Here is a 25,981-nt window from a genome sequence, read left to right as displayed (position 1 = left end):
GCTCAGGCCTCGCGGCGGGTCAGGGTGTCCATCAGCGCCAGCAGCTCGGCAGCAGCGGCTCGGTCCGGGGCCTCCTCCAGGGCGCGGCCCAGCAGCTCCAGGCCCCGCCCGGCTTCCGCCCCGGCAAAGTCCTGTGCCGCCTGCACCGAGCCGCTGTCCTGCAGCCAGGTCAGCAGGTCGGCGATGACGGACGGGTCCTTGTCCTCGCGCCGGCGCCGCATCTGGTCCAGAAAGATGTGCCGCCGGGTTTCCTTGGCCTCCCGCAGCCAGTGCAGCACCACCAGGGTGCGCTTGCCTTCCAGCAGGTCGCCGCCGATTTCCTTGCCGTATTTGGCCGGGTCGCCCACCAGATTCAGCACGTCGTCACGGATCTGGAAGGCGGCACCCAGACTCAGGCCCGCCGGCTCGAAGTCGGGGTGCGGCGCCTTTCCGGCCGCCAGCGCCCCCAGCCGCAGCGGGGTTACGATGGTATAAAAGCCGGTCTTGAGCCGCACCATGTCCAGATAATCCTCCGGCGTCAGGTTCCATTCGCCGTGCTCCACCCAGCTCACGTCCAGATGCTGCCCCTCGGCGGTGCGGTGAATCATGGTCAGGAATTCGTCAAAGGCGCTGTCCAGCCCGGCTTTGCGGACCGCGGCCCACATGTAGGCGTGCAGGGCGTCGCCGGCATTCAGCGCCAGAGACACGCCGTGCTGCTTGTGCAGGGCCGGTGCGCCGCGCCGTTCGTCCGAGTCGTCCACGATGTCGTCGTGAATCAGCACCCAGTTCTGAAACAGCTCTAGCGCCGCCGCCAGCCACAGCGCTCGCTCCCAGCCGGGGCCGCCTTCTTGCAGCCCGTGCGCCCGCGCCGAGAGCAGCAGCAATTCCGAGCGAATCCCCTTGCCGCCCCGCTGCGGATAATCACGCAGCAGCTCGTAAAAGTGCCGCAGTTCGGGCCGGGAGGCCGATTCTGGCGTGGGCAGCAGCGACAGGGCCATCTCTTGCAGTTGGGGACGCATTGAGGCTCAGTCTAGCGGTCGGCCACGTGCAAGGAGGCAAAAGATCAAAAAAGGAGGCGCCGCCCCCGCCGGGACTGCGTCTCCTTCCAGATCAAGTCTGTGCTTCAGCCCTGAGTTTCTGTGCCCTGTGCTTCCACGTTCTGAATCGCGCGGTCCAGCCGTGCCAGCACCCGCTCCTTGCCCAGCACGTCCAGCAGGTCGCCCAGGTCGGGGCTCTGCATGGTGCCGGCCACAGCGGCGCGCACCGGGGGCATCACTTTGCCCAGCTTCAGCTCGCGCGCTTCGGCGTATTCGTGCAGGGCGTGCTTGGTGCTCTCGGCGTTCCAGTCCTGCACGCCAGCCAAAGCTTCACGCAGGTCCGGCAGCAGCTCGCCGCCCTTGTCCAGCGCCTTGCGGGCCTTGTCGTCCGTCTCGAAATCCTCGGACCAGAAGTAGCCAGTCATCGGGGCAAAATCGCCCAGCGTTTCGATGCGGGGAATCATCAGCCGCGCGACGGCCGCAAAATAGGTATCGTCGCCGGTGGGCAGGCCCTCGCCGAACTCGTTGAGGTAGGCCCGCAGCCGCGCCGTCACCTCGTCCTCGCTCAGCACCTCGCGCAGGTACTTGCCGTTCAGCCATTTCAGCTTGGTCACGTCGAAGGTAGAGCCGCCCAGCGACACCCGGTCCCACGAGAACTCGCGCACCATGTCGTCCACGCTGAAGATTTCCTCGCCGCCTGGCATGCTCCAGCCCATCATGCCCAGGTAGTTCAGCAGCGCTTCGGGCAGGATGCCCATTCGGCGGAAATCCTCCACGCTGGGGTCGCCGCGGCGCTTGGAATACTTCTTGCCGCCGGCCGAGAGCAGCCAGGGGGTATGAATCCATTCGGGTTCTTCCCAGCCCAGGCCTTCCAGAATCAGCTTGTGGATGGGGGTGGAGGTCAGCCACTCCTCGGCGCGAATCACGTGGGTCACGCCCATCAGGTGGTCGTCCACCATCGCGGCGAGGTGGTAGGTGGGAAAGCCGTCGCGCTTGAGCAGCACCTTGTCGTCCAGCTGGGCATTGTCGAACACCACGTCGCCGCGCAGGCGGTCATGCACCACCGTCTGGCCTTCCAGCGGCGCCTTGAGCCGGATCACGAATTCCTCGCCGGCAGCGGCGCGGCGGTCGGATTCCTCGCGGCTCAGGGCGCGGTCACGGCGGTCATAGCCCAGGTAGCTGTCCTTGCGGGCCTCGGCGGCCCGGCGGCGTTCTTCCAGTTCCTCTGGGGTATCGAAAGCGCGGTAAGCGGCGCCCGATTCCAGCAGCTGCCGGGCGTAATCCTGGTGCAGCCCGGCCCGCTGTGACTGGGTGTAAGGGCCCCGGTCGTCCTCGTTGCGGGGGCTGGCATCGGGGTGAATGCCCAGCCAGTCGAGCATGTCCAGAATGCGTGCCTCGCTCTGCGCGTTGTAGCGGTTGCGGTCGGTATCCTCGATCCGCACGATGAATTTGCCGCCCTGCTGGCGGGCAAACACCGAGTTGAACAGCGCCTGGTAGGCGGTGCCCACATGCGGGTCGCCGGTGGGGCTGGGGGCGATACGGGTCACGGCAGCTTGGTCAGACATCGGGCAACAGCATAGCGCCCATGCCCTACACTACCCGCCATGACGCCTCCTGACGCCGATTTCTATATCCGGCAGCTGCAGCTGGAACCGCACCCGGAAGGCGGGTACTACCGCCAGGTCTACGCCGGGGCCGAGACGCCGCTGCCGGACGGCCGCCGGCGGGCGCAGTACACCAGTATCTTTTTCCTGCTGCGCGCCGGGTTTCCTTCGCACCTGCACCGCCTGCGCTCCGACGAGCTGTGGTACTGGCACGCGGGCGCGGCGCTGACCCTGCACCTGCTGCACCCGGGCGGCCGCTACGACGCTGTGCGCCTGGGGCCGGACCTGGCCGGCGGCGAGGTGTTGCAGTATGCGGTGCCGGCCGGGGTGATTTTCGGCTCCAGTGTGGAGGTGGCCGGCGCCGGCCCGGCGTTCGGGGTGGTGAGCTGCATGGTGTCGCCCGGCTTTGACTTTGCCGACTTTGAGCTGTTCACCCAGGCCGAGCTGCTGGCGCAGTTTCCGCAGCAGGCAGAGGTCATTGCGCAGCTGGCCTACGCCGAACTGCCGTAAGCTCGTTCATATGTTGCGTTATCCCCCCTTCAAATCCTGCCCCTGTGGCTCCGGCCGCAGCTTCGCGTCCTGCTGTGGCCCCCGGCTGGACGGCACCCACCCCGCCGAAACCCCCGAGGCGCTGATGCGCTCGCGCTACACGGCCTTTGTCCTGAAAGACGCCCCCTACCTGCTGGCCACCTGGCACCCCGACACCCGCCCGGCCACGCTGGACCTGGACGGCCCCCGCTGGCTGAGCCTGACCGTTCACCGCGCCGCCGGGGATCAGGTCAGCTTCAGCGCCCGTTATCAGGAAGACGGCCAGAAGCAGACCTTGCGCGAGGACAGCCGCTTCGTGCAGCTGGAGAGGCGCTGGCTGTATCTGGACGGCGAACACCGCTGAAGCCACACGGGTCAGCCCACAAAGACAGAAAAATGGCCCTCCCGCCGGGGGAGAGCCATTCTGGTCGGTCAGGCGGGACTCAGTGCTGGTGGCCTTCCTCGGCGGCTTCGGCTGCCTCGGCGTCGGCCTGGGTGGGGTGAACCGTGCCGCGGGGATGCTCGGGTGGCGCATAGATGGAGTAGAGCTTCATCGGCTCATCACCGATATTGGTGATGTTGTGCCAAGTGCCGGCCGGCACCAGCACCGCCCAGTCGGCTTCCACTTCCTGGTCGAAAGTCAGGTTGTCCTCGGCGTCACCCATCTGCGCCCGTCCCCGGCCGCTTTCGAGGCGCAGGAACTGATCGATGTCAGGGTGAACTTCCAGGCCGACGTCGCCGCCCACCGGAATGCTCATCACCGTTAGCTGCAGGTTCTGGCCGGTCCACAGGGCCGTGCGGAAGTTGCTGTTCTGGAGTGTAGCGGCTTCGATGTCCACCGCGTAGGGCTGGGGGCCGTGGTCTTTCAGGTTCTGTTCTGCCATAGTCTGTCTCCTTCCTTTCTGATCCTCAGCCTACTCTTCTGGCTGTCGCGCCGCCGGGGCGAAGACAGCCCGGCTTTTCACCGCTTGCGCTTACGGACCGGCTTGCTTTCGGCCACCGCGTCCAGAGGGTGTGGGGCCGGGGCGGCAGCAGCCGGGCGCGGCGGCAGGCGCTGGGCGTCGATGCTGAGGCGGCCGGGGCCGGCCACCGCCAGCGTCAGGGTGCCGGCCACCAGCAGCAGCCAGTTCTCAAGAATCGGGTTGAGGATGCGGTTCAGCAGTTCGCGGCCCAGGCCCAGACCGGCCATCACGTCGCCCTGGGTCAGCACCAGCACGCTCAGCACTGCCAGGGTGCTCATGGTGGCCACCGGGCGCACCGCCAGCCCCAGCACCAGCAGCGGCCCGCCGATCAGTTCCAGCAGCGACAGCAGCGGCGCGAACAGCAGCGGAAACGGCAATCCCAGCCCGCGCCACTCGGCGGCCGTGCCCTCGATACCCACCACGAACAGGTGCTGATACCCGCGCAGCGCCAGCAGGGTGCCCAGGATCAGGCGCAGCAGCAACAGGGCCACGTCGGTCTGGTTCGGGCGGGAGGTTGCAGTCATAGCCCCAGTCCTAGAGCAGGTGCGGTCAGGTGGTCAGCCTGCCTCATTTCCAGCGGCCCTTGCTCCGGTAGCCGGCCTTGTTGCCGGCCACGGCGGTGCGGGCGCGAATCTGTTCATCGTCGTAGCGCAGCATCACCGCCAGTCGCTGGCGCGAGATGATGTGATGCGGGTTCTTGGGCACGAACGCCGTTACGATATCTATCCAGCCGTCGGAGTGATGTTCCACCACCACATGCAGCGGCAGTTTCACCCGGCAGGCTTCGAAGTAGCCGCACACCAGCCAGCGGCGCTCCTCGGGGTACACTGCCCGCACCCGGCCGCGCATCAGCACCTCGATGATGTCGCGTTCCAGAAAGCCTTCGGCGCGGGCGTGATTGATGGCGTGGGCCTTGACCTCGAAGCGTGACCACAGCACGGCGTCACGCAGCCGCTCATGCGCGCGCGAGAGCGAATGGGCGCTCAGGTCGATGCCTTCCAGCTCCTTTTCGCGCTGCGGTTTGACGGCTTTGGGCCTGTCCTTGGCAGCGGTCTGGGCCTGGGCTTCGCGCTTTTCGCGTCGCTCCCGTTTCTCGGCGCGGGCCAGTTCGCTGCGCAGCGACTGCAGCACTTCGAGCGGTGTGGATGATGGACTGGTCACGGCTCACCTCCGGAAAAATAAAGACCTGAGCGCCGGGTGCTTGCTCTCTGAGAACAAAAAAAAGTCCCGCCAGCACTCGGTCGTGCTTGGTGGGATATGTCTCAGGCGCACCCAGTTCAGGGCATGGGGGAAGTGTAGCAGTCTGGCCGGGGGCGGGGGTGGGAAACGGCGCACAATTTGGCGCTTTTCGCCCCCGCTCCGGACTCCTCAGCGGCTGCGGTATTCCTCGGTCGCCAGCCGGATGCACACGGCGACCCCTTCCATCGCCCGGCGCACCTCGTCCAGCGGGGGCCGGGTGGGGGCCAGGCGAATGTTGCGGCCGTCGTCCTGCCCCTTGGGAAAGGTGCTGCCCGCCGGCGTCAGGCTGATGCCGGCTGCTCCGGCCAGCTCAATCACGCGGGCGGCGACCGGCTCGGCGGTGTTCAGGCTGATGAAATAGCCGCCTCTGGGCGTAGTCCAGCTGGCATACTTGCCTTCCGTGCCCAGCTCGCGCGTGAGGATTTCGTCCACCGCCCCGAACTTGGGAGCAATCAGCCGGCCGTGGTCGGCCATCAGGCCTTCCAGCCCGCCGGGGTAGCCTTCCAGAAAGCGCACGTGCCGGGCCTGCTCGAACTTGTTGGGGCCGATGCTCTGGGCGTTCAGGTTCTTCTCCAGCCAGGCGATGTTGTCCTCGCTGCTGCCCACGAAGCCCAGGCCCGCGCCCGCAAAAGTGATTTTGGAAGTCGAGGCGTACACGAAAGCGCGGTTGGGAAACCCGGCGTCGCGGCACAGCGCCACCAGATTCACCGGTTGGTCGTGGTCATCCGGGCGCAGGTGGTGGGCGCGGTAGGCGTCGTCGGCGAAGATGGTGAAGTCCGGCGCGGCGGCCTGCAGACCGGCCAGCCGCGCAGCCTTCTCTGCGCTGATCGAGTCGCCGGTGGGGTTGGAATAGGTGGGCACGAACACGATGCCGCGCACGCTGGGATCCTGCGCCAGCTGCTCTACGGCGTCCAGGTCGGGGCCGTCGGCCTCCATCGGCACGCTGAGCAGCTCAAAGCCCAGGTGTTCCAGCAGCCCGAAGTGCCGGTCGTAGCCGGGCACCGTCACGATCATCCGGTTCGGCTGCCCCGCCCAGGGCCGGCCGCCGGGCAGGCCGTGCAGCAGTGCGAACATCAGCACCAGCCCCTGCAATTCCAGGCTGGAGTTGTTCCACACGATCACGTTCTCGTCCTTGAGGTCCAGGTAGTTGGCGGCCAGCGCCCGCGCCGAGGGCAAGCCCCGGATGCCGCCGGGGTAGTTGCGCAGGTCGGTGCCGTCCATCTGAAAATCGTGCTCGTTCAGGGCGCCGATCAGGCGGTTGGACAGGTCGAAATCCTGGTTGCTGGGCTGGCCGCGCTGCATGTTCAACTGGAGGCCCTGGGCCTGAAGGGCCTGATATTCGGCTCGGGCGTCGGAGACGGAAGTCGTCATGCCGCCCAGTGTACCCCCCCTGCTCCATTCGGCCCAGCTCCAATTCGGCCCGGCAGGCGGCAGGAGCGCGGGCAGCGTCCGGCACCTTGCCGGCGCAGGTCACGTTAGACTGCACGGCGTGAGCAAAGTCATCATCATCGGAGCCGGCGGGGTTGCCAACGTCACCGCCAAGAAGTGCGCCCAGAACGACGAGGTCTTCAGCGAAGTCCTGATCGCCACCCGCACGGTCGCCAAGGCCGACAAGATCGTGGCCGAGATTCACGAGCATATGCCGGGCAGCAAATGCAAGTTCAGCACGGCGACGGTAGACGCCGACAACGTGCCCGCGCTGGTGGAACTCATCAAGGGCTTTGGCCCGGAAATGGTGGTCAACCTCGCGCTGCCGTACCAGGACCTCACCATCATGGACGCCTGCCTGGAAACCGGCGTGCACTACCTCGACACCGCCAACTACGAGCCTAAGGACGTGGCGAAGTTCGAGTACTCTTGGCAGTGGGCGTATCAGGACCGCTTCAAGGAAAAAGGTCTGATGGCGCTGCTCGGCTGCGGCTTCGACCCCGGCGCGACCCAGGCGATGACTGCGCACCTCGCCAAGCACCACTTTTCCGAAATCCATTATCTCGACATCGTGGACTGCAACAACGGCAACCACGGTAAGGCGTTCGCCACCAACTTCAACCCCGAAATCAACATCCGCGAAATCACCGCCAACGGGCGCTACTTCGAGAACGGCGAGTGGGTGGAAACCGAGCCGCTGGAAATCTCGCAGGACATCTATTACCCCAACGTGGCGACCCGCAAAAGCTACGTGCTCTACCACGAGGAACTCGAATCCATCGTCAAGCACTTCCCGACCATCAAGCGCGCCCGCTTCTGGATGACTTTTGGCGAGGCGTACATCAAGCACCTGAACGTGCTGGAAGGCATCGGCATGACGAGCATCGAGCCCATCGAGTTCCGGGGCCAGCAGGTGGCGCCGATCGAATTCCTCAAGGCGGTGCTGCCCGCGCCCGAATCGCTCGCCGCGAACTACACCGGCCAGACCTGCATCGGCGTGCAGGCCAAAGGCCTCGGCAAGGACGGCCAGCCGAACGTGCATTTCGTGTACAACGTCAAGGACCACGCCGAGTGTTACCGCGAGGTGCAGGCACAGGGCGTGAGCTACACCACCGGCGTGCCCGCCATGATCGGCGCCATGCTGATGCTGCAGGGCGTCTGGAAGCAGCCGGGCGTCTGGAACGTCGAGCAGCTCGACCCTGACCCCTTCTTCGCCGCCATGAACCGCTGGGGCCTGCCCCTCAGCGAGCTGGGCGGCGTGGAGCTGGTCAAGGACTGAGCAGCCGGACCAAAAGAGCTGAAACAGAAAAGTCGAAACAGAACAGCCGGGGCAGCTGAGCACCCGGCTTTTTTCATGGTCCCCCAACAACCGGTTACAGCCGCTCGGCCGGCCAGGCCCGCACCACCAGTTCGTTCTAGTCCAGCAGCTGGCGGACCTCTTCGCGGTACCCGGCCCACCAGTCCCGGTCCAGTTCATCCACCATCACCTCATAGACAGTTACGTCGTCGCGGACGGTCTGGCCGCCTTCGTCCCACTGCCCCTCGGCCGGAGCGCGGGTGTGGGCGGTCACGCCGCCGAACCGTTCGCGCAGGGTGCGGCGAATACCGGCAAAAGTTTCTTCGGAAAAGGATGTCCTTCATTGTCATAAAGCGGCAGCAGGAGTTGCACGATATGCATGCCAGCCAGCCTAGCGGTTGAACGGCTGCGGACTGATGAGATGAAACCCGCGTGACTGCAAGTGGCTCTGCGAGTGCTGCGGCTCGGCCCGCTGTTGGGCCAGCTGGGTCAGGCCCTGGTTGGCTGTGACTCCGACTGCGCCCAGCACCAGCAGGGTCAGCAGCCAGCTGCCGCAGCGAAAAGCGGCCGGTTGTGCGCCTGTCTGCACAGCCGGCACCGCCTGCCCCCGCGCAAAAGCCCACAGCCGGGGCAAGTCGGCGGCCGCCAGCACCAGCGCCGTCAGCAGCAGGTGTCCGCTGAACAGCTTGACCGGCACATCGTAAAATAGGTTCAGTGCAAAGACGTTTGTCATGGTCACGGCCGCCACCAGGGCGCCCAGCGTGGCCGTGCGGCGGTGCAGCAGCAGCACGGCCGGCAGCACCTCGGCTACGCCGCCCACCCACTGATAGCCGGGACTGGTGGCCATAAAACGCCACAGCAGGCCCATTGGGCTGGAGTCGCCATAAGTGATGTCCAGCTGCTCAGGTCGCAGCAGCCCGAACTGCCCGAAATTGAATTTGATCAGCCCGTAAGTCAGCAGCCAGGTGGCCAGAAAGAAGCGCAGAAAGCCGCTCAGCGCCGGCGCTTGCCAGGGCGGCACCCGACGCTGAGTGGCCGTCCAGAGCGTGCCGGCCACCAGCGCTGTCAGGAACAGCAGGCCAAACAGCGTCCAGTCGAACACCGTGTCACCGCTGCCGGTGGGGACCAGGGGCGGCCAGGACTGGCCCAGCACGGCCTCGTAGAGCTGTCCCACTGCGCCATGCAGCCACAGCCGAGCGGCCGGCGGCAGGAAGAGAACCTGCCCGGCCACCAGAAAATACCCCGCCAGATAGACGGTCCCGAAGTTCAGCAGCCAGCGCCGCCACAGCGGCTAGGGCCTGGGCTGCGGGTGCGGGCCATTCAGCAGAGCTTCCATTTTCCCGGATACGCACTGTCCGCCCGGCGGGTTCCCCGCTGCCCTACACTGCCTCCATGTCCGACCTTCCTGCCCACTTCGATGCCGTCGTCTTTCCGGCGGCCCAGCTCGGCGGCACCGTTCAGGCGCAGCCCAGCAAGAACTACACCACCCGTTTTCTGCTGGCTGCGGCGCTGGCAGAGGGGGAAAGCGTGGTGCGCGGCGTGGCTCACAGCGAAGACGCCCAGGCGCTGATCCGGTCACTGCGGGCCTGGGGCGCCCGGATAGACCTGAGCGGCTCAGATGCCCGGGTCACCGGTTTTGGTGCCTGGCCCCAGCCCAGCACACGGTTAGATGTGGGCAACGCCGGCGCCGTGGCGCGCTTTCTGCTGGCGGTGGCTGCCCTGACCAGCGGCACTGAGGTCGTGACCGACTCGCCGCATTCGCTGGGGCAGCGGCCGATGGGCGACCTGCTGGACGCTTTGGAGGCACTGGGCCTCAGTGTGCACAGCGCCGCCGGGGGCCGCCTCCCGGTCGTGGTGGCGGGCGGCCCAGTGCCGGGCGGGGCCGTCACCATCAGCGCGGAGCGGTCCAGTCAGTTCCTGTCGGGCCTGCTGTTCGCCGCGCCGCTGCTGTCACACGGGCTGGACATCACCGTGACCGGCCAGATCAAAAGCGAGCCGCCCATCCGTCAGACGCTGGACACCCTGCGCCGCTTTGGCATTCAGGCCGAAGCCTCGGCGGACCTGCGCCGCATCCGGGTGCCGGGCGGACAGGCCTACCGGCCCGGCCACTACCCGGTGCCGGGCGATTATCCTGGCAGTGCCGCCCTGCTGGTTGCCGGGGCGGTGCGGCCCGGCAGCGTTACCGTGACTGGTCTGGACCCGGACGACCTGCAAGGCGAGCGGGCCGCCGTGGACGTGCTGCGGCAGATGGGCGCCGACATCCGGCAGGATGCTTCTGGCGTGACCGTGCGGGGCGGCCGCCCCCTCCAGGCGGTCACGTTGGACGGCGACACTTTCACTGACGCTGTGCAGGTGCTCTCGGCGGCAGCGGCGGCGTCCCAGGGCTGCACCACCTGGGAGAATGTGGCGACCCTGCGCCTCAAGGAGTGCGACCGCATCAGCGACACCCGCACCGAACTGCTGCGGCTGGGGCTTGAGGCACAGGAAACCGCCGACTCACTCACCGTCTGCGGCGGTCCGGTGTGCGGCCAGGTCACCGCCGATGGCCATGGTGACCACCGCATGATCATGCTGCTCAGTCTGCTGGCCCTGCAGGCCGACGGCCCGGTCACCATTACTGGAGCGCACCACATCCGCAAAAGCTACCCGGATTTTTTCGGGCACCTGCAGGCTCTGGGCGTGCGGGTGGAGGTGCAGGCCCACTAAATCGGCCATCCGGAAAGCAGCGGCGAATCTGGTATTCCCAGTTCGCCGCTGCCCTTAAAATGACTCTCTTACTTTTTGCGCTTGGAGGGTTTCTTCCCCATGCCGCCGGTGTCGGTGCGCTCCTTGGCATCGCGCATGAACGAGCGCAGCTTGGCCTCGAACTGCGGGCTCTGACGGCCGATCGCGCGCGGACGCGGGACTTCTTCGGGTTCTTCCAGCAGTTCCTTGATCGACAGGTCAAGCCGGCCACGTTCGTCGCGGCCCAGCACCTTCACCTCAACGTTTTCGCCTTCACGCACGTGGTCGTGAATGTTGCGCACAAACGAGTGAGCGATCTGGGAAATGTGGACCAAGCCGGTTTCGCCGTTTTCAAACTGAACGAATGCTCCGAAGTCGGTGACGCGGGTGATGCGTCCTTCGATAACTGCACCGGGGTCAAGCTGCACTAAGGGTGCCCTCCTGAAATTGCATGGGGCCATCTTACTACACAACTTCCATTCGGGACAGCTGCTACAGTTGAGGCGTTCCCAGAGTTCATCTTTCCGGAGGTCTGACCTATGCCCATTCCCCCACAGTTCCGCGCCCTCCAGGCCACCCGGCTCAAACATACCCACCCGGGGCAGGGCCACGCCGTCGAACCGGCACTGCTGACGGCAGCCGAACTGCCGCCCGGCGACGTGACCATCCGGGTCACCCATTCCAGCCTCAACTACAAAGACGGCCTGGCCCTGCAGGGCCGCCCCGGCATCCTCAAGACTTTTCCCATCGTGCCCGGCATTGACCTGGCCGGCGAGGTGATCGAAGGTTCCGGCGAGGGGTTCGGGCCGGGTGACCAGGTCGTAGTGACCGGCTGGGGCATCGGGGAGAGTATCAGCGGCGGCTACGCCGAGTACGCCCGGGTGCAGTCCGGCTGGGTCGAGCCGCTGCCGCACGGCACCGACGCCGCCTGGGCGATGGCGGTGGGTACCGCCGGCTTTACCGCCATGCTGGCGGTGCTGGCGCTGGAACGGCACACCCTTTACGGCTCCGCGCTGGACGGCCCGGTGCTGGTGACCGGCGCCACCGGTGGCGTGGGTAGCGTGGCCGTATCGCTGCTGGCCACCGCCGGGCACGAGGTTCACGCCAGCACCGGCAAGCAGCAGGAGGCTGACTACCTGCGTTCGCTGGGGGCCAGCGAGGTGCTGACACGTGAGGAAGTCAGCCGGTTGAACCGCCCGCTGGAATCCGAGCGCTGGGCCGCCGCCATTGATACGGTGGGCGGCAGCACCCTCAGCGGGGTGATGTCGGCGCTGCGCCGTCAGGGGGCGGTGTCTGTCTGCGGTTTGGCCGGCAGCGCCGAGCTGACCGCCACCGTCTTTCCGCTGATTCTGCGCGGGGTCAGCCTGCTGGGCATCGACTCGGTGGCCTGCCCGCGCCCGCTGCGCCGCGAAGCCTGGCAGCGTCTGGCCCGCGACCTGCCGGCCGAGCGCCTGGCCCCGATCACCCGCACCTATGGCCTGGATGACCTGCCGCAGCTCTCGCGGCGCATTCTGGACGGCGAACTGCGTGGCCGCAGCGTGATTGAAGTGGCGCAGCCTTAACGTGCGGCGGGCAGCATGGCTGCCTCAAAACAAGAGACCGGCAGGCGCTCCTTGATACTGGAGCGCCTGCCGGTCTCTGCGCCGAAGGCTAGCCTTAGCGGGGCGTGGCTCCTTCCAGAAACACGGCCAGCAGGGCGTCGCCGGCTTTTTCGCGGCCGGGATATGCCGGACCCGACACCAGCGGATACAGGATGCCCATCAGGGCGCGGGTCAGGTCGGCGGGGGAGAGGTCGCTGCGCAGTTCTCCGCGTTCCGCCGCCTCACCGACCATCTGGCTCAGGCCGCCCAGCCACACCCGGCGGTAGTGCTGCTCGAAGTCGGCCCGGCGCTCGGGCGCCACGTGCTTGAGCTCGCCGGCCAACTGCAGGCCCACCCAGTAATCCGGATTCTGGGCCAGCAGGCTGCCGACCAGGCTCTGCAGCTGTGACTTCAGGTCCGGCTGCCGGCGCATCTGCGCGATGATGCGTTCCAGGTCACCCACCGAGTCTTCCAGAATCGCCACGAACAGTGTTTCCTTGTCGGCGTAGTGGTGGTAGAGGGCCGGCTTGGTCACGCCGACCGCCAGCGCCACTTCGCGCATGGAGACGCCGTGGTAGCCGTGCGAAACGAACAGCTTGCCGGCTTCGGACAGAATGCGCTGGCGGGTGTCGGACAGTTTATGGGCGGCCTGATGAGGGGCAGGCTGGGGGGCCGCAGTGTTTTCGGGGCTTGCAGAACTCACAGCGCCCATCATAGCGGGCCGTGATGGGGATTACGGCTATGGCACTCATCACGCTGTTAGGCTGGGACGCTATGACTGTGCCCACTCCCACTTCTGTCCCCCCGGTTCCCAGCGCCGCCGGCGCCCGGGTGCTGTGCGCCATGTCCGGCGGCGTGGACTCCTCGGTGACCGCCTCGCTGCTCAAGGAACAGGGCTACAGCGTGGTGGGCGCCATGATGCGCTTTTGGCCCGACGACAAGAGCACCGAAACTTTCGATTCATGCTGCTCGCCGGCCGCCGCCTACGAGGCCCGGCGGGTGGCCGAGCAGGTGGGCGTGCCGTTTTACCTGCTGGACTACCGCGAGCAGTTCCAGCAGCACATCGTGGAACCGTTTATTGACGAATACGCCCGTGGCCGCACCCCCAACCCCTGTGTGAACTGCAACACCAAGGTCAAGTTCGATGAGCTGGTGAAGAAGGCCAAGATGCTGGGCTGCCAGTACGTGGCCACCGGCCACTATGTCAAGCGGGTGGAGAACGAACGCGGCGAGGTGGAGTTCTGGCGCGGCGACGATCCCCGCAAGGACCAGACCTATTTCCTGTGGGGCACCCCCCGCGAAACGCTGCCTTATATCCTTTTCCCGGTGGGCGAGCTGGAAAAGCCGCAGGTGCGCGAAATTGCCGCCGAGCGCGGCCTGCTCACAGCCCAGAAGCCCGAAAGCCAGAACATCTGCTTCGTGCCGGGCAAGGTGCAGGACTTTGTGGCCGAGCATCTGCCGCAGGTGCAGGGCCTGATTCGCGAAATCCGCACCGGCGAAGTGGTGGGTGAGCACCTGGGCACGCAGTTTTATACCCTGGGTCAGAAAAAGGGCCTGGGCCTTTATCAGTCCCACCGGGTGCGGCATGTGGTGCATCTGGACCCCCAGTCCCAAACCGTCTGGGTGGGCGATTACGAGGACTGCCTCTGGGACGGCCTGAGCACTTCGCAGGCCAACTACCTGATAGACCTCGCCGAGCTGCCCCGGCGGCTGGAAGTGCAGGTGCGTTACCGCACGGCTCCGATGGGCGCCACAGTGCTGCAGGCCGACGAGCACGGCTTTCGCCTTCAGTTTGATGAACCACAGTTCGCGGTGGCGCCGGGCCAGAGCGCAGTGCTGTATGACGGCCCCCGGCTGCTGGGCGGTGGCCTGATTGACGACCATACGCCGCTGCTGCCGGCGCTGTCCGGTGCCGAGTGACAGCGGGAATGCCCGGCGCTGGAACGGGTGCCTTACGGCTTTTTGATGCTACTCTGGATTGACTGACCCGAAGGTCAATACCAAGCCGGTGCACCTCAGCGGTGCATCTCTGCTGGAGGGGCTCGTCTCATCGTCTCAGAAGGTGACCGGGTTCCTTCAGTGAAGCGAGGAGGAAAGCGAATGTATAAGGGAAGAGAAGGTCAGTGGGCCTTTTTTCTGCACCGCCTGTCCGGTCTGGCCATCTTGGCCTATTTTCTGCTGCACGTGATCAGCATCAGCCTGATCATTTTCGGTGAAGACGCCTATATGCGGGTTCACCACCTGTACGACCTGTGGCCTTTCCGGATTGGCCTGATTCTGGTGACCGCTGGAGTGGCCTATCACGCCTTTAACGGCCTGCGCATCATGGCGATGGACTTCACCGGCCGCGGCGTGGCCTATCAGCGTCAGAGCTGGTATGGCGTGCTGGCCATCACTGCCCTGATCACTCTTTACACCATCTGGACCAACCTGCCCCGTATCATAGGAGGCTACTGATGACCCGCGCTCGCACCCTGATGGACGCCAAGGCCCAGTCCCACTCCAACGCCGAGCTGAACTGGTGGATTTTCATGCGGATCAGCGGTCTGATCCTGATTTTCCTGGTGCTGGGTCACATCTATATGACCTTTATCCAGGTTTCCGAAACCGACGCCACCTATCATGCGGTGGTGGCCAAGCTGAGCAACCCGGCCTGGAAACTCTATGACTGGTTGATTCTGACCCTGACCATGCTGCACGGCATCAACGGTGCGCGCTACTCGCTGGAAGACTACATCCGCTCCAACCCTGACCGGGCCTGGGTCAAGATGGTGGTCTTTACGCTGGCCGCCCTGATCTACGCCCTGGGCACCGTGGGCCTGTTCTCCATCTGAGCGAACCGCTCCTGCCTTTTGATCTTTTTCAAACCCCTCAGAAGTCAATTCAAAGGAAGTGACAATGCATCATCGTTATGACGTGGTCGTGGTCGGCGCCGGCGGCGCTGGCCTGATGGCCGCCCTCTATGCCTCCAAAGGCAATGTGTCGGTGGCCTGTGTGTCCAAGCTGTACCCCACCCGCTCCCACACCGGCGCGGCGCAGGGCGGCATCGGTGCCTCGCTGGGCAACGTGGGCGAAGACCACTGGGAATGGCACATGTTCGACACCATCAAGGGCGGCGACTATCTGACCGACCAGGACGCTGCCGAGGTGTTCGCCAAGGACATCGTGGAAGCCGTGATCGAGCTGGAACACATGGGCCTGCCGTTCTCGCGTGAAGCCGATGGCCGCATTGCCCAGCGTAAGTTCGGGGGTCACACCCGCGAATTCGGGAAGGCCGCCGTAGAGCGCGCCTGCTACGCCAAGGACCGCACTGGCCACATGATTCTGCAGACTCTCTACCAGCAGAACGTCAAGAACGGCACCACCTTCTACAACGAGTTCCACGTGTTCGACCTCCTGATCGAAGACGGACGCTGCACCGGCGTGGTGGCCTACGAACTGGCGACCGGCGAAATCCATACCTTCCATGCCAAGGCCGTGATTCTGGCGGCCGGCGGCTTTGGCCGGGTATTCAAGATCACATCCAACGCCTTTACCCTGACCGGCGACCTGATGAGCATCTACTACCGCAAGGGCCTGCCGCTGGAAGACATGGAGTTCTACCAGTTCCACCCCACTGGCCTCAGCAAGCTGGGTATTCTGGTGACCGAGGGCATCCGCGGTGAAGGCGGCATTCTGCGCAACATCAACGAAGAGCGCTTCATGGAACGCTACGCGCCGACCATTAAGGACTTGGCGCCCCGCGACATCGTGGCCCGCAGCATGGTCACTGAAATCCGCGAGGGCCGTGGTGTGGGCCCCGATAAGGACGCCATCTATATCGACCTGACCCACCTGCCACGCGAAACGGTGGAAGGCAAGCTGGCCGAAATTACCGACCTGGCGCGTACCTACCTGGGCCTTGACCCCCTCAAGGACATGGTGCTGGTGCAGCCCACCGCCCACTACGCGATGGGCGGGATTCCCACCGACATCGACGGCGAATGCCTCAGCGACGGCGAAGGCGGCAAGATCGAAGGGCTGTACGCCGCCGGCGAGCAGGCCTGTGTGTCTCTGCACGGCGCCAACCGCCTGGGCACCAACTCGCTGGGCGACTTGGTCGTGTTCGGCCGCCGCGCCGGGATTTCGGCTGCCAAGTACGCCCGCCAGGTGGACTACGGCGCGCTGCCCGAGCGTCCCGAAGACCAGACCCGCGAAATGCTGGACAACCTGCGACACGGCAGCGGCAAGGAAAACCCCGCCGACATCCGCAAGGTGCTGCAAGAAAGCATGATGAACAACGTGGGCATCTTCCGCAACGGCCCCGACATGGAAAAGCAGCGCGAGATTATCCGCGAGCTGAAAGAACGCTACAAGGGCGTAGGTGTGGCCGACGTGAGCGCCAAGTTCAACGGCGACCTGATCGACGCCGTGGAGCTGGGCTTCCTGCTTGACTGCGCCGAGGCCATGACCGCTTCGGCCATCAACCGCACCGAATCGCGCGGCGCCCACGAACGTGAGGACTACACCAGCCGCGACGACAAGAACTGGTTGAAGCACACCATGGCCTACAAGGATCTGAACAATGATGGCAACGTGCTGCTCGGCTACAAGCCGGTAGCGCTCAAGGGGTACACCCGTGCTTTTGAACCCAAGGCCCGCGTTTATTGAGCCTGCCAGCCGAATGCTGACAGAACCTCATCTCCAGGGAGACACCGAATGAACATCACCGTCAAGATTCTGCGTTTTGATCCCGAAAAGGACAAGAAGCAGCACTGGGAAAGCTACCTACAGGAAGTGCAGCCGACCGACCGCGTGCTGGACATCCTGCACCAGATCAAGTGGTTCCAGGACACCACCCTCAACTTCCGCCGTTCCTGCGGCCACGGCATTTGCGGCAGCGACGCCATGCTGATCAACGGCCGCAACCGCCTGGCCTGCAAGACCCTGGCCCGTGACGTGGTCGCTGACGGCGGCACCATTACCGTGGAGCCGATTCGCGGCCTGAAGGTCGTCAAGGACCTGGTGGTGGACATGGAGCCGTTCTTCGACTCCTACCGCGCCATCATGCCGTTCTTCGTGAACGAGTCGCCGGCTCCGGCCCGCGAGCGCCTGCAGTCTCCCGAACACGCCGAGCTGATGGCGCACTCCAGCAACTGCATCTTGTGCGCCTGCTGCACCACCTCCTGCCCCATCTTCTGGGCCAACGGCAGCTATCTGGGCCCGGCTTCCATCGTGCAGGCGCACCGCTTCATCTTCGACAGCCGCGATGAAGCCACCCAGCAGCGCCTGGGACTGATGAACCAGAACACCGGCGTGTGGCGCTGCCGCACCGCTTACAACTGCACCGAAGCCTGCCCACGTGAAATCCCCATCACTGAGCTGATTGAACAGGTCAAGCGCGCCGTGGTGTACGGCCAAGCCTGAGCCTGTAGCATTCCCAAAAAGAGAAGGCCCCTTCCAGAGTGGAGGGGCCTTCTCCTTTGGGCTGTTTGGTTTTACCGGCTGTTCTCCGGCTGAAATCGGGTTACTTTTCCTGCGCCTTGACTTCGCCGGTCACCTGCACCACGTCATGGACTTCCAGCTTATTGGGGCCGTCGAACGCTTCCTTGGGCAGGCTGCCCGAACGGGAGTGACCCTGGCGGAAAGCGTCGGAGCGGGTCCAGGCTTCAAAATCTTCGCGCGAGCGCCAAAAGGTCAGGACCACGAAGGGGTCACCTTCGGCAGTCGGGCGCAGCACCTGATTGGCGATAAAGCCTTCCATGCCGTCGACCAGGCCGGCGCGGTCCTGAAAGCGGGCTTCGAACTGATCGTGGTACTCGGGGTGAACGAAAATGCGGTTGGCAACGGTAATCATCTCAGGCCTCCTGATACTGCTGTGGGGCGGTGCCGGAATCGGCGTAGCGGCGGATAAATTCTTCCTGGGCTCCGGTCTCGATGGCGCCTTTGCGGGCAGAGCGCACCCGGGCAGTGGCTGTTTCCGCATCCAGGCCCATGCGGACCAGTAAGCAGGCGGCCAGCGTGCCGGTGCGGCCCAAACCACCCCGGCAGTGTAACACCACGTTCTGGCCGTCCAGCAGAGCGCCCAACGCTTCTTGCAGGGTGTCCTCGAACGCCTGCTCATTTTCAGGGGCGCAGCGGTCGGGAACCGGGCAGGTGATGACCTCGATATCTTGCGCCTGTGCCTGCTCAGCGTAGTCGGCGATGCCCAGCAGGTTGTATTCCGCCGGTTCCAGTAGCGAAACCAGCAGGGTCATACCCTGCTGCCGCAGTGTCCTGAAATCTTCGGCCAGGTCACGGTTGTGCTCAACGCCCGGTTGCAGCAGGCTGGGGCCTTTCTTGCCCGGCGCGAAGGTCAGGCCCAGGCGCCCCGGCCACAGCGAGGTGGGCACCCAGTCTATGCGGATAGGATTGGTGTTCCCGCTCATCAGCCCTCCTTCAGCCAGCGAGCAGCGTCCAGCGCGTGGTAGGTCAGGATGGTGTCGGCGCCGGCCCGCTTCATGCTGCCTAGTGTTTCCAGCACGGTGCGGCGCTCGTCCATGTAACCGGCCAATGCGGCGGCCTTGATCAGCGAATATTCGCCGCTCACGTTGTAGGCCACCAGCGGAAGATCAAACTCATCTCGCAGCAGCCGCAGCACGTCCAGATACGCCAGGGCCGGCTTGACCATCAGGAAATCGGCGCCCTGGGCCACGTCCAGCCGGGCCTCGTGCAGCGCCTCGCGGTAGCCGCCGGCCGGGTTCATCTGGTAGGTGGCGCGGTCGCCCACGCTGGGAGCACTGCCGGCCGCGTCACGGAAAGGACCATAGTAGGCGCTGGCGTACTTGACGGCGTAACTCATGATGGGCACCCGGGCGTGGCCGGCGGCGTCCAGAGCACTGCGCAGCGCCTCAATCTGGCCGTCCAGCATGGCGCTGGGGGCAATGATGTCGGCGCCGGCATCGGCCTGCGACACGGCGGTGCGGGCCAGCAGTTCCAGCGAGGGGTCGTTGTCCACGGTCCACTGGGTGCCGTCCTGCACCAGATGCCCGCAGTGGCCGTGGTCGGTGTATTCGCACAGGCAGGTATCGGCAATCACAGCGATATCTGGCGCGGCGGCCTTGATGGCGCGGGTGGCCTGCTGAATGACGCCGTCCGGCGCATACGCCTGGGTGCCTTCGGCATCCTTGTGATCCGGAATGCCGAACAGCACCACGGCTGGAATGCCCAGCGCCTGAGCCTCTTGGGCCTGCTCGGCGGCGGAGGCGTAGGTGTGGCGCATCACGCCGGGCATGGTGCTGATCTCAGTGACGTCCTGCCCTTCATGGACAAAAATGGGATGAATAAAGTCGGCGGGAGAAAGCTGAATCTCCTGAACCATCCGGCGAATGGCCGGGGTGCGGCGAAGTCTACGGGGCCTGTCTTGCATAGGCATCAGGCTAGCGCAGCTGATAAGAACAATGGTCTTGCAGGGCGCAAAGCCCTGTACTCTACCCCGGGGTGTTCCTCAGACTGTAAAGAGTTTCAGGCCCAGTTCCCAGCAGCGGCGCACCGCCCAGGTTCGCAGCTGCCCTACCTGCTCCGCTTCGCCTTGCAGAGTCAGGCGCCAGCAGGGTTGCCCCGCGCTTTCGCCGGCCCGCCGCTGCACACAGACATCACTGCGCTCTCCCTGCGCTTCCAGCTCGGCCCACCATTCGGCCGGTGGCTCGGACAGCAGGGTGAGATATTCAGCCGTCATGCGCCGGACTCATGCGTAGAGGTGTCACGCTCTGGCTCTGCAGGAAAAGGCTGCACCCGCAGCCCCCGGCGGTGGAGGGGAGGGTCTATCCGGCCTTTAGCCAGCAGCTGCTCGGCAGCCTCGGCGTCCAGACGCTCGATCTTCAGCAGGTAACTGCGCAGGCTCTCCGGCCCGTCAAAGCGGCGGGGATGGGGGTCGCCCTCGGTCAGCAGGTCCAGCCAGCGCATCTCAGAGTTCCCGCAGGTCTTCCATCAGTTGCCAGCCCAGCCCGGCAGGGGTGGCCTGCAGCAGGGGGTCCAGCGCCTGGCTGGCCGCCTGGGCGTCGCGGTGCAGTTCCTCGGCGCTGGGGCGCTCGTCATATACCCGCAGCACCGTGAACTGATAAAACAGCTGCCCGGCTGCCGGCTCACCGTTATCAAAAAAGGCGAAAGGCGGCTCAATCTCATCCCACAGGACGTTGGCCTCGTCCAGCTCGCGCGGCAGGTAAGCGTCCAGATCAATGCCCAGTTCGCGGGGGTGCCAGAGGTAGCCCTGGAGAAGGCGAATGGCAGCCCGACTGCCCTGGGGTCCAGCTTCGGTGGTCACGCTGCCTACCATAGCGCACTGCCCCGGCGGCATTCTTCTTTGCAGGCTTAAGCCTCCCTGAAAGCTCCTGGCCCTCAGGCCCTCTGCGGGTCTACACTGGAAAGGAACAGGCAGAAATATCCCTTAGCTCTGCCGAAAGGAGAAACTGAATATGGCTTTTGAACTTCCCAAACTGCCCTACGATTACAACGCTCTGGAACCGCACATCGACGCCCAGACCATGCAGATTCACCACACCAAGCACCACCAGACCTACGTGGACAACGCCAACAAGGCGCTGGAAGGCACCGAATGGGCCGACCGCGACGTGCTGGACGTAATTCAGAACCTGGACAGCGTGCCTGCCGATAAGAAGGGCGCCCTGCGCAACAACGCCGGCGGCCACGCCAACCACAGCATGTTCTGGACCGTGATGACCGGTGGCAACGGTGAAAACAACCAGCCCAGCGGTGAGCTGATGGACGCCATCAACAGCGCTTTTGGTTCCTTCGACGCCTTCAAGGAAAAGTTTGAAGACGCCGCCAAGACCCGCTTCGGCTCCGGCTGGGCCTGGCTGGTCGTCAAGGACGGACAGCTGGCCGTGGTGAGCACCGCCAACCAGGACAACCCCCTGATGGGTGAAGCCGTCGCCGGCGTGAGCGGCACCCCTATCCTGGGTGTGGACGTGTGGGAACACGCCTATTACCTGAACTACCAAAACCGCCGCCCCGATTACCTCAAGGCGTTCTGGAACGTGGTGAACTGGGACGAAGTGTCCCGCCGCTACGCCGCTGCCAAGTAAGGCATCACGCTGTGACTAAAGCCGCCCTCCGGGGCGGTTTTTTGTTGGTTGTCTTCTGGCAGGAGCGGGAATACAAAAAGGCTCCCGCCGGCCGGGCAGGAGCTACTTAACAGGAGCAGCAGATTCTTCAGCTTTCGCCGGCAGGCTGCGGCTGGTCCAGCGTTTCCTCGGGGATGCTGGCGAAGTCTCCCCGGCGGGCGGCGCGGCGGTCTTCCTCGGCGTCTTCGGCGGCCTGATACGCCTTGATGATGCGGCCGACCAGCGGGTGACGCACCACATCCACCTCCGTGAACTCGTGCCAGCCGATGCCTTCGATGGGCGACAGCACCCGCTTGGCGGTGGCCAGCCCGGAAGTGACGTGGCGCGGCAGGTCAATCTGGGTCACGTCGCCGGTCACGACCACCTTGGAAGAAAAGCCCATTCGGGTCAGGAACATTTTCATCTGCTCGCCGGTGGTGTTCTGCGCTTCATCCAGAATCACGAAGGCGTCGTTGAGGGTGCGGCCGCGCATAAAGGCCAGCGGGGCCACCTCAATCACGCCGCTTTGCAGGTACGACTCGAACTTTTCCTGGTCCAGCATGTCGTACAAGGCGTCATACAGCGGGCGCAGGTAAGGGTCAATCTTGGCCTGCAGGTCGCCCGGCAAGAAGCCCAGGCGTTCGCCGGCTTCCACCGCCGGCCGGGTCAGGATGATGCGCTTGACCTTCTTGGTCTTGAGTGCCTGCACCGCCATCGCCACGGCCAGATAGGTTTTGCCGGTACCGGCCGGGCCCACCCCGAACACGATGTCGCTGCTCTCTATCTTCTCGAGGTATTCCTTCTGGCTGGGCGTTTTGGGTTTGAGGCCACGCGGCAGGCTGAGGCCCTTGACCTCGGTCTCGGCGGCCAGGCTGCGGCCTTCGCCGCTGAGGCGGGCGCTGCGGCGCAGGTGGTCCGGGGTCAGTTCGCCGCCGCGGCGCACCACGTCCAGCGCGTCACGCACCATCCGCTCTGCCACCTCGACCTCTGCCGGCGTGCCGCTGATCTGCACGGTGCCGCCGCGTGCCCGGATCTGGGCCGGCAGCAGCTGGCGCATCAGCCGCAGGTTCTCATCGCCGGTGCCCAGCAGGGCCAGGGCTTCTTCGCGGTTTTCCAAGTCGATGTGCAGGGTGGTCTGCTCGGCGCTCTGTTCAGGCGCGTCTGCCGGGATTTCGGCAGGCAGCACGGTGGTTTCAGGCCCGGTCATGACAGACCCCCGGAGTGCAGCGGCAGGCAAAAGACGAAATGCGTGTTGGACATTGGCCCCAGTCTAGGCCACCGGCCGGGGCGCCCGTTATGGACCGGCGCACCTTTTGTGGCCGGGGCGCTTTGTTCTACTCTGGGCAGCATGAAACTTGCGATTGTCGGAGCCACCGGCGCGGTCGGGCACGAACTGCTGAAAGTCCTCGGGGAGAGCGAGCTGCCCATTGATGAGCTGCAACTCTATGCCAGCCCCCGCTCGGCCGGCACCCGGCTGCCGTTCCGGGACGGCGAACTAACCGTGCAGGCCATGCCCGAAGGGGCCATCCCCGCCGACGTCATTCTGGCTTCGGCTGGTGGGAGCCTCAGCCAGGCCATGGCGCCCAAATGGGTGGCCGGCGGCTCGCTGGTGATTGATAACTCCAGCGCCTTTCGCTACGACCCGGCGGTCCCGCTGGTGGTGCCTGAAGTGAACGGCGCGGCAGCACTGAAGCATCAGGGCATCATTGCCAACCCCAACTGCACCACCGCCATTGCCGCCGTTGCCGTGTACCCCATCTACCAGCGCTATGGCCTGCGCCGCATGATCGTCAGCACCTATCAGGCCACCTCGGGAGCCGGGCAAAAAGGCATTGAGGAACTGCGCGAGCAGACCCGTCAGGAGCTGGCCGGCGAGTCCTATGCGCCCGCTGCTTTTGCCCATCCCATCGCCTTTAACGTGATTCCTCACATCGACGTGTTTCAGGACAACGGCTACACCAAAGAGGAGATGAAAGTGGTGTGGGAGACCCGCAAGATTTTCGGGGACGAGTCGCTGAAAATCAGCTGCACAGCCGTGCGGATTCCCACTTTCCGCACCCACGCTGAGGCGATTACCCTGGACCTGGAGCGGCCCGCTACCCCGCAGGAAGTACGCGAGCTGCTGGCCGGGTCGGCCGGCGTGGAAGTGCGCGACGACACTGCTGGGGCACTGTATCCCATGCCGCTGACCGCTACCAGCAAGTACGACGTGGAGGTGGGCCGCATTCGCCAGAGCCTGGTGTTTGACGGTGGCATCGACCTGTTTGTGGCCGGCGATCAGCTGCTGAAGGGTGCTGCTCTCAACGCGGTGCAGATTGCCGAATACCTTTACCAGCAGGGCGCGCTGAAATAAAGACAAGTAAAGTGCAGAAGGAGGGGCCAGCGCCCCTTTTTTCTCCGCTACTGTTTGCTACTCGAATTACAAAATAAAGGCTGAAGGAGGAGACTAAGCTCCTTCTCTCAACCCCCCGACGCGTATCCGAACAGCCAGGCCGCCAGCACCACCGTCCCCAGGTCAAACGCCAACAGGAAGCCTACCCAGGACACCGCCTCGTCGGTCCAGCCACCGCTCAGCAGCACCGAGGTGATCCGCACAGTGGCAATCACCAACGGCACCAGCAGCGGAAAAGCCAGGGCAGGCAGCATTGCTTCGCGGGCCCGCAGGTTGACGGTCAGGCTGGCATAGAAGGTGGTGGCAGCGCTCAGGCCAAAAATGCCCAGCAGCAACACCGCAAAAAATCCCGGCCACGGCATCACCTGTCCAGCCCCCAGCGCCCCGAAGAGCATCAGCCCGGTGGGCAGGGTCACGGCGGCAATCAGCAGCAGTGGCAACAGTACCCCCAGCAGCTTGCCCAGATAGATGGCCGCCGGCGGAGCAGGGTAGAGCAGCAGCTGTTCCAGCGCGCCGGCTTCCGACTCGGCCGAGAAAGCCCGGCCCGCCGCCACCGCCGAGGCCAGGGTCAGCGCGGTCCACACCGCTCCGGCCGCCAGGTTGGCTGTGGCACCGGGGCTGCGGCCGTCTGGCGCTCCCAGGGCAAAGCCCTGCACCAGCAACACCAGCGCCACATAAAAAGCTGTTGCCAGCAGGGCGTCACGGGTGCGGCCCGCCAGCCGCAGGTCCTTGGCCGCCACCGCCCAGGCCACCCGCCAGGCGTTCACCCGGCCACCTCGCGCAGCTGCCCGGCCTCCAGGTGCAGTTGCCGGGGCGCCAGCCGGGCAGCCAGCTCCGGTTCGTGGGCTGCAATGACCAGGGTGGAGCCCCGGGCGCCAAGTTCGCCCAGCAGCTCCAGCACCAGCTGCCGCCCGGCTGCGTCCAGGTTGGCGAACGGTTCATCTACCAGGGTCAGCGGGCGTCCCAGCTGCCAGGCGCGGGCCAGCGCCAGCCGCTTGCGCATTCCTGCCGAAAGAAAGCGGGCCCGCCGGTCGGCGGCCGCTGCCAGCCCCACCCGCGCCAGGGCCGCGCCCGCACTGTCCAGTGGCTGCCCGTGCATTCTCAGGGCAAATTCCAGATTTTCACGGCAGGTCAGGTCCGGGTAGAGTGCCGCGTCCACCGGCATCAGGTGGACCTGCTCGCGCACGGCGGCGGCGTCGTGCAGGTCATAGCCCAGAATCCGGCCCTCGCCGCGGGTGGGCCGCAGTGCCGAGGCCAGCAGCCGCAGCAGGGTGGTCTTGCCGGCCCCGTTGGGCCCCAGCAGCGTAACGTGCTGCCCCTGGGGAATATCTAGGTCAATACCGCGCAGAATCACCTCCCGGCCCAGCCGCAGCCACAGGCCGCGCAGCTGCACGGCGTGGTGGGGGCCACCGGGCGTCAGACCCTGAGCCACTGCGGCATCACCTCATAAAAGAAAGACGACAGCACCGTGAAGTAACCGCTCAGCATCAGCAGGCCGACCGCCACCAGAATGGCCCCGCCCACCTTCTCGAAGATGCCGGTGTAGCGGTTGAGACCACGTAGGTTGATGCGGTCCCACAGCAGCGCAGCCAGCAGAAACGGCACCGCCAGGCCCAGGGTGTAGGTCATCAGCAGCACCACGCCCTGCGGCAGCGAGCTGGTGCTGGCCGCCAGACCCAGAATACTGCCCAGCGCTGGCCCCAGGCAGGGGCTCCATCCGAACGCGAAAGCAGCCCCCAGCGCCACTGGGCCGTAGCGGTCCGCGCCGCTCATCTGGCGGGTGTCGCGCATCATCCACGGCAGCCGGATCACGCCTAGCATCACTAGTCCGAAAAAGACGATCAGCGCCCCGGCCAGGCGGCCCAGCAACATCTTGTGAGGTGCCAGCAGGGCACCCAGTGCACTGGCAGTGGCACCCAGCGCAATAAAGACCAGCCCGAAACCGGCGATAAAACCCAGGGCACGGACCAGCGGCGCACGGGTGCCGCCGATCACCCCCAGATACGAGGGCACCAGCGGCAGTACGCAGGGACTGAGAAAAGACAGCAGCCCGGCGACAAAGGCGACCGTGAGTGTAGGGGCGCTGGCGGTTTCAACCATAACCGGCAGTCTAGCGCGCTGGCCGCCGCTG

The 25,981-nt window shown here is 65.3% G+C and carries 32 protein-coding genes; 12 read left to right on the top strand and 20 right to left on the bottom strand.

Annotated features, from left to right (window positions below):
• Positions 1-2: 2 nt before the first annotated feature.
• Complete coding sequence (locus OCI36_RS04490; RefSeq protein ID WP_261663878.1) at positions 3-998, bottom strand: polyprenyl synthetase family protein; 996 nt, start codon at positions 996-998, stop codon at positions 3-5.
• Between the two features lie 104 nt (positions 999-1,102).
• Positions 1,103-2,581, bottom strand: a complete 1,479-nt coding sequence (gene gltX, locus OCI36_RS04485) for a glutamate--tRNA ligase (RefSeq protein ID WP_261663877.1) — start codon at positions 2,579-2,581, stop codon at positions 1,103-1,105.
• Between the two features lie 39 nt (positions 2,582-2,620).
• Here gltX and OCI36_RS04480 point away from each other — a divergent pair, with 39 nt between their 5' ends.
• Together OCI36_RS04480 and OCI36_RS04475 are read left to right on the top strand one after the other, a co-directional pair.
• Entirely contained in the window at positions 2,621-3,130 is a 510-nt protein-coding gene (locus tag OCI36_RS04480) for a cupin domain-containing protein (protein WP_261663876.1), read from the top strand.
• A gap of 10 nt (positions 3,131-3,140) precedes the next feature.
• On the top strand, positions 3,141-3,512 hold the full coding sequence (locus OCI36_RS04475; RefSeq protein WP_261663875.1) for a YchJ family protein: 372 nt from the start codon (positions 3,141-3,143) through the stop codon (positions 3,510-3,512).
• A 79-nt stretch (positions 3,513-3,591) separates the two neighbouring features.
• Here OCI36_RS04475 and OCI36_RS04470 read toward each other — a convergent pair whose 3' ends face one another.
• The 4 genes from OCI36_RS04470 to OCI36_RS04455 all read right to left on the bottom strand — a co-directional run bounded on the left by OCI36_RS04470 (position 3,592) and on the right by OCI36_RS04455 (position 6,720).
• Positions 3,592-4,032, bottom strand: coding sequence for a cupin domain-containing protein (locus OCI36_RS04470; RefSeq protein WP_261663874.1), 441 nt, complete (start codon positions 4,030-4,032; stop codon positions 3,592-3,594).
• Positions 4,033-4,109: 77 nt separating this feature from the next.
• On the bottom strand, positions 4,110-4,634 hold the full coding sequence (locus OCI36_RS04465) for a DoxX family protein (RefSeq protein ID WP_261663873.1): 525 nt from the start codon (positions 4,632-4,634) through the stop codon (positions 4,110-4,112).
• Positions 4,635-4,677: 43 nt separating this feature from the next.
• Positions 4,678-5,271: a DUF4258 domain-containing protein gene (locus tag OCI36_RS04460; protein WP_261663872.1), complete on the bottom strand. Its 594-nt coding sequence runs from the start codon at positions 5,269-5,271 to the stop codon at positions 4,678-4,680.
• 207 nt (positions 5,272-5,478) lie between these two features.
• Positions 5,479-6,720, bottom strand: a complete 1,242-nt coding sequence (locus OCI36_RS04455; protein WP_261663871.1) for an aminotransferase class I/II-fold pyridoxal phosphate-dependent enzyme — start codon at positions 6,718-6,720, stop codon at positions 5,479-5,481.
• Between the two features lie 118 nt (positions 6,721-6,838).
• Here OCI36_RS04455 and OCI36_RS04450 point away from each other — a divergent pair, with 118 nt between their 5' ends.
• Entirely contained in the window at positions 6,839-8,056 is a 1,218-nt protein-coding gene (locus tag OCI36_RS04450) for a saccharopine dehydrogenase family protein (RefSeq protein ID WP_261663870.1), read from the top strand.
• Positions 8,057-8,192: 136 nt separating this feature from the next.
• Here the strand turns inward: OCI36_RS04450 and OCI36_RS04445 are convergent, their stop codons facing one another.
• Both OCI36_RS04445 and OCI36_RS04440 read right to left on the bottom strand, forming a co-directional pair.
• The gene (locus tag OCI36_RS04445; RefSeq protein WP_261663869.1) at positions 8,193-8,348 is read right to left on the bottom strand and encodes a hypothetical protein; all 156 of its coding nucleotides are present in this window, start codon (positions 8,346-8,348) and stop codon (positions 8,193-8,195) included.
• A 117-nt stretch (positions 8,349-8,465) separates the two neighbouring features.
• Entirely contained in the window at positions 8,466-9,305 is an 840-nt protein-coding gene (locus OCI36_RS04440) for a hypothetical protein (RefSeq protein ID WP_261663868.1), read from the bottom strand.
• Between the two features lie 161 nt (positions 9,306-9,466).
• On the opposite strand from OCI36_RS04440, the gene aroA reads away from it, so the two are divergent.
• Positions 9,467-10,780 carry a 3-phosphoshikimate 1-carboxyvinyltransferase gene (aroA, locus tag OCI36_RS04435; RefSeq protein ID WP_261663867.1) on the top strand — a complete coding sequence of 438 codons (1,314 nt, stop codon included), beginning with the start codon at positions 9,467-9,469 and terminating at the stop codon, positions 10,778-10,780.
• A gap of 68 nt (positions 10,781-10,848) precedes the next feature.
• Here the strand turns inward: aroA and OCI36_RS04430 are convergent, their stop codons facing one another.
• Positions 10,849-11,259 carry a S1 RNA-binding domain-containing protein gene (locus tag OCI36_RS04430; RefSeq protein WP_261663866.1) on the bottom strand — a complete coding sequence of 137 codons (411 nt, stop codon included), beginning with the start codon at positions 11,257-11,259 and terminating at the stop codon, positions 10,849-10,851.
• Positions 11,260-11,337: 78 nt separating this feature from the next.
• Here OCI36_RS04430 and OCI36_RS04425 point away from each other — a divergent pair, with 78 nt between their 5' ends.
• Positions 11,338-12,360 carry an MDR family oxidoreductase gene (locus OCI36_RS04425; protein WP_261663865.1) on the top strand — a complete coding sequence of 341 codons (1,023 nt, stop codon included), beginning with the start codon at positions 11,338-11,340 and terminating at the stop codon, positions 12,358-12,360.
• A gap of 94 nt (positions 12,361-12,454) precedes the next feature.
• Here OCI36_RS04425 and OCI36_RS04420 read toward each other — a convergent pair whose 3' ends face one another.
• Positions 12,455-13,090, bottom strand: a complete 636-nt coding sequence (locus OCI36_RS04420; protein WP_409996723.1) for a TetR/AcrR family transcriptional regulator — start codon at positions 13,088-13,090, stop codon at positions 12,455-12,457.
• A gap of 62 nt (positions 13,091-13,152) precedes the next feature.
• Between OCI36_RS04420 and mnmA the strand changes: the two genes are divergently transcribed.
• The 5 genes from mnmA (at position 13,153) to OCI36_RS04395 (ending at position 17,784) form a co-directional block, all read left to right on the top strand.
• Positions 13,153-14,298 (top strand): tRNA 2-thiouridine(34) synthase MnmA, encoded by a 1,146-nt coding sequence (gene mnmA / locus OCI36_RS04415; protein WP_261663863.1) that lies wholly within the window; start codon positions 13,153-13,155, stop codon positions 14,296-14,298.
• A 180-nt stretch (positions 14,299-14,478) separates the two neighbouring features.
• Positions 14,479-14,835: a succinate dehydrogenase, cytochrome b556 subunit gene (gene sdhC, locus OCI36_RS04410; RefSeq protein ID WP_261663862.1), complete on the top strand. Its 357-nt coding sequence runs from the start codon at positions 14,479-14,481 to the stop codon at positions 14,833-14,835.
• Entirely contained in the window at positions 14,835-15,212 is a 378-nt protein-coding gene (locus OCI36_RS04405) for a succinate dehydrogenase hydrophobic membrane anchor subunit (protein WP_261663861.1), read from the top strand. Before sdhC ends, OCI36_RS04405 begins: the two co-directional genes overlap by 1 nt.
• Before the next feature lie 64 nt (positions 15,213-15,276).
• Complete coding sequence (gene sdhA / locus OCI36_RS04400) at positions 15,277-17,028, top strand: succinate dehydrogenase flavoprotein subunit (protein ID WP_261663860.1); 1,752 nt, start codon at positions 15,277-15,279, stop codon at positions 17,026-17,028.
• Positions 17,029-17,076: 48 nt separating this feature from the next.
• The gene (locus OCI36_RS04395; RefSeq protein ID WP_261663859.1) at positions 17,077-17,784 is read left to right on the top strand and encodes a succinate dehydrogenase iron-sulfur subunit; all 708 of its coding nucleotides are present in this window, start codon (positions 17,077-17,079) and stop codon (positions 17,782-17,784) included.
• Positions 17,785-17,884: 100 nt separating this feature from the next.
• Here OCI36_RS04395 and OCI36_RS04390 read toward each other — a convergent pair whose 3' ends face one another.
• From OCI36_RS04390 to OCI36_RS04365, 6 genes are all read right to left on the bottom strand, one after another.
• On the bottom strand, positions 17,885-18,214 hold the full coding sequence (locus OCI36_RS04390) for an antibiotic biosynthesis monooxygenase family protein (RefSeq protein ID WP_261663858.1): 330 nt from the start codon (positions 18,212-18,214) through the stop codon (positions 17,885-17,887).
• A gap of 1 nt (position 18,215) precedes the next feature.
• Entirely contained in the window at positions 18,216-18,785 is a 570-nt protein-coding gene (locus tag OCI36_RS04385) for a cyclin-dependent kinase inhibitor 3 family protein (RefSeq protein ID WP_261663857.1), read from the bottom strand.
• On the bottom strand, positions 18,785-19,765 hold the full coding sequence (hemB, locus tag OCI36_RS04380; RefSeq protein WP_261663856.1) for a porphobilinogen synthase: 981 nt from the start codon (positions 19,763-19,765) through the stop codon (positions 18,785-18,787). Before hemB ends, OCI36_RS04385 begins: the two co-directional genes overlap by 1 nt.
• A 78-nt stretch (positions 19,766-19,843) precedes the next feature.
• Positions 19,844-20,074 (bottom strand): hypothetical protein, encoded by a 231-nt coding sequence (locus OCI36_RS04375; protein ID WP_261663855.1) that lies wholly within the window; start codon positions 20,072-20,074, stop codon positions 19,844-19,846.
• Positions 20,071-20,301: a hypothetical protein gene (locus tag OCI36_RS04370; protein ID WP_261663854.1), complete on the bottom strand. Its 231-nt coding sequence runs from the start codon at positions 20,299-20,301 to the stop codon at positions 20,071-20,073. The genes OCI36_RS04375 and OCI36_RS04370 overlap by 4 nt, the downstream gene beginning before the upstream one ends.
• A 1-nt stretch (position 20,302) precedes the next feature.
• A complete protein-coding gene (locus tag OCI36_RS04365; protein WP_261663853.1) occupies positions 20,303-20,671 on the bottom strand; it encodes a DUF3208 domain-containing protein in 369 nt (122 codons plus the stop codon).
• A gap of 139 nt (positions 20,672-20,810) precedes the next feature.
• Between OCI36_RS04365 and sodA the strand changes: the two genes are divergently transcribed.
• Entirely contained in the window at positions 20,811-21,440 is a 630-nt protein-coding gene (sodA, locus tag OCI36_RS04360) for a superoxide dismutase [Mn] (protein ID WP_261663852.1), read from the top strand.
• 127 nt (positions 21,441-21,567) lie between these two features.
• Here the strand turns inward: sodA and OCI36_RS04355 are convergent, their stop codons facing one another.
• Positions 21,568-22,665 carry a PhoH family protein gene (locus tag OCI36_RS04355; protein WP_261663851.1) on the bottom strand — a complete coding sequence of 366 codons (1,098 nt, stop codon included), beginning with the start codon at positions 22,663-22,665 and terminating at the stop codon, positions 21,568-21,570.
• A 141-nt stretch (positions 22,666-22,806) separates the two neighbouring features.
• Here OCI36_RS04355 and OCI36_RS04350 point away from each other — a divergent pair, with 141 nt between their 5' ends.
• Positions 22,807-23,811: an aspartate-semialdehyde dehydrogenase gene (locus tag OCI36_RS04350; protein WP_261663850.1), complete on the top strand. Its 1,005-nt coding sequence runs from the start codon at positions 22,807-22,809 to the stop codon at positions 23,809-23,811.
• A gap of 107 nt (positions 23,812-23,918) precedes the next feature.
• Here the strand turns inward: OCI36_RS04350 and OCI36_RS04345 are convergent, their stop codons facing one another.
• From OCI36_RS04345 to OCI36_RS04335, 3 genes are read right to left on the bottom strand one after another with little or no spacing between them, the layout of a single operon-like run.
• Positions 23,919-24,617 (bottom strand): heme exporter protein CcmB, encoded by a 699-nt coding sequence (locus OCI36_RS04345; protein WP_261663849.1) that lies wholly within the window; start codon positions 24,615-24,617, stop codon positions 23,919-23,921.
• Positions 24,614-25,282 carry a heme ABC exporter ATP-binding protein CcmA gene (gene ccmA, locus OCI36_RS04340; protein WP_261663848.1) on the bottom strand — a complete coding sequence of 223 codons (669 nt, stop codon included), beginning with the start codon at positions 25,280-25,282 and terminating at the stop codon, positions 24,614-24,616. The genes OCI36_RS04345 and ccmA overlap by 4 nt, the downstream gene beginning before the upstream one ends.
• Complete coding sequence (locus OCI36_RS04335; RefSeq protein WP_261663847.1) at positions 25,267-25,950, bottom strand: cytochrome c biogenesis CcdA family protein; 684 nt, start codon at positions 25,948-25,950, stop codon at positions 25,267-25,269. Before OCI36_RS04335 ends, ccmA begins: the two co-directional genes overlap by 16 nt.
• Between the last annotated feature and the right edge of the window lie 31 nt (positions 25,951-25,981).

The organism is Deinococcus sp. Marseille-Q6407 (assembly GCF_946848805.1).
Classification (GTDB): domain Bacteria; phylum Deinococcota; class Deinococci; order Deinococcales; family Deinococcaceae; genus Deinococcus.
Note: the sequence above shows the minus strand (reverse complement) of the source record. Positions and strands in the feature narration are given on the sequence as shown.